The organism is Paraburkholderia sp. WS6 (assembly GCF_030464835.1).
GTDB classification, from domain to species: Bacteria; Pseudomonadota; Gammaproteobacteria; order Burkholderiales; family Burkholderiaceae; genus Paraburkholderia; species Paraburkholderia madseniana.
The window spans coordinates 59272-65938 of sequence record NZ_JALQCK010000052.1 but is presented as its reverse complement, the minus strand read 5'-3'; the positions used below and the strand labels follow the sequence as shown (position 1 = coordinate 65938).

At 56.6% G+C, this 6667-nt stretch carries 8 protein-coding genes; 5 read left to right on the top strand and 3 right to left on the bottom strand.

The annotated features are described in order from the left end of the window. The first annotated feature begins 101 nt into the window (after nt 1-101). Both M0D64_RS39020 and M0D64_RS39015 read left to right on the top strand, forming a co-directional pair. On the top strand, nt 102-395 hold the full coding sequence (locus M0D64_RS39020) for a cation transporter (protein WP_154560563.1): 294 nt from the start codon (nt 102-104) through the stop codon (nt 393-395). Further along, on the top strand, nt 395-607 hold the full coding sequence (locus M0D64_RS39015; RefSeq protein WP_266261568.1) for a GDCCVxC domain-containing (seleno)protein: 213 nt from the start codon (nt 395-397) through the stop codon (nt 605-607). The genes M0D64_RS39020 and M0D64_RS39015 overlap by 1 nt, the downstream gene beginning before the upstream one ends. Nucleotides 608-856: 249 nt before the next feature. Here M0D64_RS39015 and M0D64_RS39010 read toward each other — a convergent pair whose 3' ends face one another. After that, nucleotides 857-2731 carry a phospholipase D-like domain-containing protein gene (locus M0D64_RS39010; protein ID WP_154560565.1) on the bottom strand — a complete coding sequence of 625 codons (1875 nt, stop codon included), beginning with the start codon at nt 2729-2731 and terminating at the stop codon, nt 857-859. A gap of 411 nt (nt 2732-3142) precedes the next feature. Between M0D64_RS39010 and M0D64_RS39005 the strand changes: the two genes are divergently transcribed. Further along, the gene (locus tag M0D64_RS39005) at nt 3143-4060 is read left to right on the top strand and encodes a CHAD domain-containing protein (RefSeq protein WP_266261567.1); all 918 of its coding nucleotides are present in this window, start codon (nt 3143-3145) and stop codon (nt 4058-4060) included. Between the two features lie 38 nt (nt 4061-4098). Here the strand turns inward: M0D64_RS39005 and M0D64_RS39000 are convergent, their stop codons facing one another. Then, nucleotides 4099-4323 (bottom strand): hypothetical protein, encoded by a 225-nt coding sequence (locus tag M0D64_RS39000; protein ID WP_266238447.1) that lies wholly within the window; start codon nt 4321-4323, stop codon nt 4099-4101. Nucleotides 4324-4489: 166 nt separating this feature from the next. Further along, entirely contained in the window at nt 4490-4687 is a 198-nt protein-coding gene (locus M0D64_RS38995) for a DUF3562 domain-containing protein (protein ID WP_154560568.1), read from the bottom strand. Between the two features lie 399 nt (nt 4688-5086). On the opposite strand from M0D64_RS38995, the gene M0D64_RS38990 reads away from it, so the two are divergent. Together M0D64_RS38990 and phoU are read left to right on the top strand one after the other, a co-directional pair. Next, nucleotides 5087-5536, top strand: coding sequence for a hypothetical protein (locus M0D64_RS38990; protein ID WP_154560569.1), 450 nt, complete (start codon nt 5087-5089; stop codon nt 5534-5536). 230 nt (nt 5537-5766) lie between these two features. Continuing rightward, the gene (gene phoU, locus M0D64_RS38985; RefSeq protein WP_154560570.1) at nt 5767-6474 is read left to right on the top strand and encodes a phosphate signaling complex protein PhoU; all 708 of its coding nucleotides are present in this window, start codon (nt 5767-5769) and stop codon (nt 6472-6474) included. Nucleotides 6475-6667 lie beyond the last annotated feature (193 nt).

Here is a 6667-nt window from a genome sequence, read left to right as displayed (position 1 = left end):
CGCGACATCGGCAGCGCTTCATTTTCTGGGTCGTGATGCCGGCCGCGCTCGCGCTGATGTCGTTCCCCCTGTATGCGCCGCTCTTCTATTGAGCACCTGCCATGAAGAAACTGATTGCTGTGCTCGTCGCGACGGCGCTGAGCGCATCCACGGCCCTCGCGGAGGAGCTTCGCAAGGTCACACTTGACGTCACGAAGATGGATTGCGCTGTGTGTCCGATTACGGTTCGCAAGGCAGTTGAGAAAGTACACGGCGTGGCTTCGGCTAAGGTCGACTTCGCAGGCAAACGCACGCAGGTAGTCTTTGACCCGAACAAGGCGTCGGTCGACGCGTTGACAAACGCTACCGCCACAACTGACTCCAGCTATCCGACTCACGTCAGGCAGGTGCAGTAATGATTTCAGTCGTGTTGGATTCCAACATCACCTGTCCGGTGTGTGGGCACAAGAAAAACGAGACGATGCCGACCAACGCCTGTGTGTGGTTTTACGTATGCGAGCATTGCAAGGCAGTGGTCAGACCGAAACCCGGGGATTGCTGCGTGTACTGCTCGTACGGTACCAACAGGTGTCCGCCGATGCAGCAGTCTGACTCCTGCTGCGCCTGACCAGGTTCACGCAATTGGCCAGGCGCGACGCCGAGACAGGACGCCCCGACAGTCACCGTTTCCGGAAGCAGGAGTAAAGAAACAGCTGGTTGGAACCAGCCGGCGTGTGGGGGTCTTCGAGTGCGCCTGTTACCCATTCGAATCCTGTACCGGATTCGTCCGAGAGCTGCTGAGCGTCGTATCGCGTGCAAGAGCGCAATTGGTCGAAACGACGGCGGTCAGTCGCGCAATTCAGCGCTTCGCTAGAGGTCACGCCTCCAATTCGGCTGTCCGCTTGGGCTTCGCTGCGGGTCGCGCTTCCGTCGCACGCGTCGACGCCTCCAACCAGAACACCAACTCGGCGTTATTCGTTTTCCCCGCTGGCGAGAAGTACGTGTCCTGCCACGAGTCATCCTCATGCAGTCCCTGCCAGCTATCCTTGGTCCCATGCTGCGCGAGAAGGTAACGCCAGCGGTAGTGGTCGTACACATCGAGCACGTGAACTGCATACGCAGATGCCAGGCTGACGTTACCTTCAATGATAAGGAGGTTCTCATCGTTGGTGGACGACGCCTTGTTGCCGAGGTTGTGGCTTCCGACAACCACGGTGCAGTTCTCGGGGTCAAACGGGTCAATGACAACTATTTTGTCGTGAATGACGGCGTGACCGGCTCTTGCGAGTTCCTTTTCCCAGACGCCGAATGCGTCATTTACTCCTTCGGTTGGAATCACCTGAGCGGGGTCCGCTGGCCTCGTATTGTTGTTGTGAAGGTCGATGACGAAGTTGCCCGCGCGGTCTGCATTGGTGAGTGCGCCCCGGATGAAAAGTGTGCTGTTCTTTTCCTGCGCTGACGCAGCCGCGTCAATGATGCTGGGCTGGCCTGGGTCGAAAGCTAAGAACAGCACCGCTGATTTTGCGTTCTCGATGCGCGCATACACATTCGCCATATCCGGCGGCGTCACGCCTTTCGCCTTGTTCTTCTGCGGCGTGTTCGGTGAGAACCACAGCGTTGCTTTCTTCGCGCCGGGAATCTCCACGGCGATGGGGGATGCGTTTTCCGTCCGGAACGTCTTGCTCTGTAGTGCATGAGGGTCCGTGCCCGCGTCTAGCGTATCCTTCTTGAGCGCATCCCAATAGTTCGAGTAAGCGTTTGCCAGTGTTGGAGAGCGCAGCACGATGCTGTTATTCGTTTGTGCGCACAGCCCCGTCGGCGTCCAATTGGTCGAGCCAGTCAGCACGGCCGCCGGCTTGCCATAAGCATCGACGTAAAGCATGAACTTGTTGTGCCCGATATGGCTGCCGTCGGGCAGCATCCGGTCTATCACGTCGACTCCGGAATGATGGAGCGCTACTCGTGCGGGCGCGTTTTCCTTGTCATCGTGCGTCGTGCTGTCGTAGGTGTTCGACAGAATCAGATGCAATTGTTTGTTGCTGACCAGAGATGCTTCGAGTTGTTTGTCGGCGAGCTCATACAATGCGCCGTAACAGCTTCCACCGTGCGCTTTTGCCTCCACCAGCAGCGATGGCAGCACTGTGACCAGGTCGCCGGCCAGCGACTTTCGCAGTGGGTCATTGGCGTCGGCGATGCGTTTGAGCAGAGCGCCAGAGTCCGGCAAATCGGCCTTGCTCTTGGGAAGCTGACGGGCTACGGCCTGCGTGGCAAGTATTCCCCGATTGAAATAGCATTTGATGGCTTCAGGGTCTTCCTGCGGACCGTGTTCGGCCGTCAGACTGACTGGATTCGAAAAGAGAGCGCTTACGCCTGTGAGCGGCGACAGCTTCGGCGACGCATCTTTGCTGAAGGTCCCCTGAAGTGGGATGATTTGATAGATGTAGCTGCCCTGTGTATGCGCATCCCGTGCATACAGGTCCTTCCAGAAGAACTTCTGGATTGGGCCCTGAGCGGTTGTTTGTCCGGATTGTCCCGAATTCGGATTGCTCGGAAAGCCGGCCATAGCGGGCAGCGATACGCCCTGTGGACTATCGCTTTCGAGATTCGCTTGTGATGCATCAATGCGTCGGACATCGAAGCCAACGCAATCTGGAAGCTTGTGTTCGAATGTCCATGCCACAAGAATAATGTCGTTGTTCGAGAGAGCAATACACTTTGTCGACATGCGTATCTCCTTGGTGTCGCGAGGCATCCGCGACTTGATGCGGTCGCTCGCTGAGCAGCCGCGTGGTATTTACGACGGGGTTGGGATGAGGGAACGACAAGTCACCGGCACGGTGTGTCGGCCGTCAGATGGTTGCCTGGTGGCTTGAACGTTTGATGACGGCCTGACAGGACGCGATGGCCACCATGCTTCGGAAGCACGCCAGCGACCCTGATGGCTGCATTGACCGTTTGTAAGTATTGACCGCGATGACTCGTGTGTATTCAGAAGCGCGAACGAAATGCCAGACCGTATTAATTTCCAGGCGTGCGTCGTTGTACGATTGAAATAGGGTCAAACACACCGTCTAGTAAGCAAGCGCTGTTGAAGTATGTTGAAAGCAGGTCGTGGACTTCTGTAGTTCCTTTCTACGTTGCTGTATCCGAAGGCGTTCCAGACATGAGCTCGCACAATTCTGCTCCGGCGATGGAAGAACCTGACGCCTCCGCTTCGGGCTCTGTCAAAGAAAGGCTTCTTGCGGAGCCAATAAGCGTAGCCACATCTGCGGCCGAAGCGTTCACTATCCTTGCCACCGCGACCGCTGCAGAAGCCATTCGTCGCGCCCATGCACTCCGCGCGAAAGCGGACCCCGAGGTCCTCCATAAGCTTCGTGTAGCGCTGCGTCGATTACGTTCGCTGTATTGGGCCTACGAGCCGCTGCTTGACAGGAAAGACTGCTCACTTCAACGGGAGGAGTTCAAGTATCTGGCTAATGCAGCGGGTAAAACCCGAGACTGGGATGTGCTGCGTGACGTTCTTTCAGGCGAGGAGCCAACGCGGCTATCGTTTGGCCCGCTGCTTCGCGTGGTGGGCGAGCACCGGGCCGCTGCACTGTCGTTCAGTCGCAGAACGATTCGCGGCGCCGGCCTCGAAGATATATTGCACGGCGCATTGTCCTCCGCGCAACAACACCTGAACTCACAAGCTGTGAATACGATGCTCGCAAAATTTGCAGAATCGCGAGTGGATGTCGCCGAGAAGGCGCTGAAGAAGAAGGTAAAGCGTGCGATTCAACCTGAACATCCAGGCTACGCCGCGCTGCACGAGGTACGAATCGCAGGGAAAAAGCTTCGATATTTGCTCGAGTTCTTTGCTCCGGTGCTCGACGGCAGCCATCGGAAAAAAACCGAACTGTTGACCGGGGTGCAGGAGGAGTTGGGTAAGCTCAATGACCTGGTCGTCAGCGAGACGCTGCTGCGCCAGTATTCGTTCCAGCTAGGCGACCCGGACGCTGTGAAAGAGGCGGTGGCATTTCTCGGCGCCCAGAAAAAGCGACACATGCGCGCCGCTCACAAAATGCTTCGCAACGTATGGTGAGCAGTTGGCCGCCAAGCCTAGCGCTTTCCGCCGTGTGCCTAGCTGCCGGCGGATTTTCTCTTCTTCGCTTCGAGCCGGCGCGTTAGGTCTGTGAGCAGCCACTTCGCCACGACTTCAGGTCCGTTCATCCCGCAGTCGGCAAACTTGATTTCGTTCTCGTAGTAGACGATGACCGTACCGCTCATAACGCGATACCGGCCGCGATAGCGCGACCCGTTCAGTTCGATTTCAATTTCTCTGGTCGTTTCATCGTTGTCGGCCATCAATCACTGCTCTGCGGTATCTCTGATTTAACAAAAGGTACCGAACCGGATTGTCTTCGTCAACGACAGGCAAACCCGGGGATGCCGAGACCCTGAGCGGCCTTCCCGGTATACGCCATCGACGCCGGGTACCCTGAGGCGATTTGATGAGCATTGTGGCGGCCGCCTAGTGTAGGTCTCGCGAAACACCGCGCAGATTTTCACGAACGCGTTTGGTGACCAGGACCGTCAGGTAGTCCAGGATTCGCGCGCCGTCGCTGTATTCGGCCCATGTGTCTGCATACATCTTCGAAACAGTCTCAGTGGACGTATTGGTGTCAGAGGCGATTGTCTTGACGACATGTTCAAAGTTGGGTGGGGCCATAGTGTGCTCCTGGATTTTGAAGAGAGGGGCGCGCGCGGAAAGGCGATTAGACGATGTTGCCGCTCCGCATGCAAATTGAATCGACCTATCGTTGAGGGAGGGTCAGTTGTCGTCGTTTTGTCTGTACATATTCTTTCGTAGGCCTGACCAGTGGTGTGCTTACTCCACAATTCCGTACAGGTCTCTGGCGCCCCGTCAAATGCACGCGTCGAGCGCGCAATACACAAATCCAATCGTTTCAGGGGCTTGCGCCGCTTGCTCGCGAATTATCTACAGCCTTGCAAACAGATTGTGTGGACAACTTGCGGGTCATATCCGTAGGTGGCGTCGCCAATGCAATCGAGAACCGCTCAAAAACTGTATATACTGTTTATATCGTTTGTCAACTTGGGGATGGTCATGACCGAAGCCAGCATCAGGAAGCCGACCAAGAAAGCCTTTCACTTCCCGAAGAACGCAAACGGCCATGCGAAAGCCTCCGACAAGCAGGCAAATAGGGCAAATGCACCGGCCACCGAAGCCGTAGAGGCGAAACCGGTTTCGACCAGGGTTCCAAAACAGACGCGCGCCGCAACCGCTGGAGCAGCTTCAGCCGCTCCAGCGGTTGAAGTGAAGACAAAGCACGTGAAGAAGGAAAAGGTCGTGCGTGACAGCTTCACAATGCCGAAGTCCGACTACGAAAAAATCGCGGCGCTGAAACAGAAATGTCTTGACGCAGGCATATCGGTGAAAAAGAGCGAGCTACTGAGGGCTGGTCTTCTCCTGCTCGAATCGGTGCCCCCAAAGCGTTTGCTGGCAGCTATTTCTGCCGTCGAAACTGTGAAGACCGGCTGGCCAGAAAAATCGTAGCGCTGCGGTTTCCGCACCGGACGCAACAAGCGCGCTTGCGCATTACACGCTAGCAATTTTTCGTTGCTCATGTCCGCATCGCGCGACTTGCACTGCCGCTCATTCCGGCGCAGGTGGATAGAGATTCGCATTCCTCTTGCATCTGCTTGAGCAACGCGACGTGGTCGCATGAACCAAGGCATCGCGTAGCTGAGCATTGCATCGCAGGCAAGTTTGTCCGAGGAGCGAAAATGTCGGATAAGCATCTTTCCAGCAGGTTTGACCTCGACCTCAACCTGCTTTCAACCCGGTTGCTCGAAATGGGCGGCTTGGTGGAGGCGCAGATTTCCCGCGCGATGGAGGCACTGAACACGTTCGATTTGACACTTGTTGAGCAGGTCATCGAGGGTGAACACCGGCTCAACGCGATGGAAATAGAAATCGACGAAGAAGTGAGCAACATCATCGTTCGCCGGCAACCCACCGCTCGTGACTTGCGACTCCTGATGGCCGCCTCGAAGTGCATCACCAACCTCGAGCGTACTGGTGATGAGGCACGGAAGATTGCGAAGCGGACACGCCGCATTGCCATGGAGAGCACCGCGCGACCCGTCAACATCGCTGAAATCAAGGCTTCCGGCGAAATGGCTTCGCACCTGCTTCGTAGAGCGCTGGACGCATTTGCGCGCATGGATGCAACTGCGGCTGCACAGATTGTCCGCGACGACGAAACCATCGACACCGAGTTTCGAGCCTTCGTGCTCAAGCTCGTCACATCCATGAAGGAAGACCCTCGGACAATCCAGATTGGGCTCGACTATCTGTTTATCGCTAAAGCCATCGAGCGTATCGGCGACCATGCTACCAACATTGCCGAAGCCATCGTCTATGTTGTTCGCGGTACCGATATTCGCCACGAACACAGGAAGCAGCGCGAATCCGCGGGTCCGCGTAGTTGAAGGCGAAAGCGGGCGGCCAGGTCTCGGAACGTAGGTACTGTCGCGCCGCGGTCATCTGCTCAACGCTGGCAATTGCATTCGAAGAATGCGTCCCAGGCAAAGAAAATTGAGCCGCCGGGTCGAGGAGAGGACGTCGTTCAAAGTTGGCACGCCAGACTTGTGCACTGTGGGAATGCTATGGGCAAACCGTGAG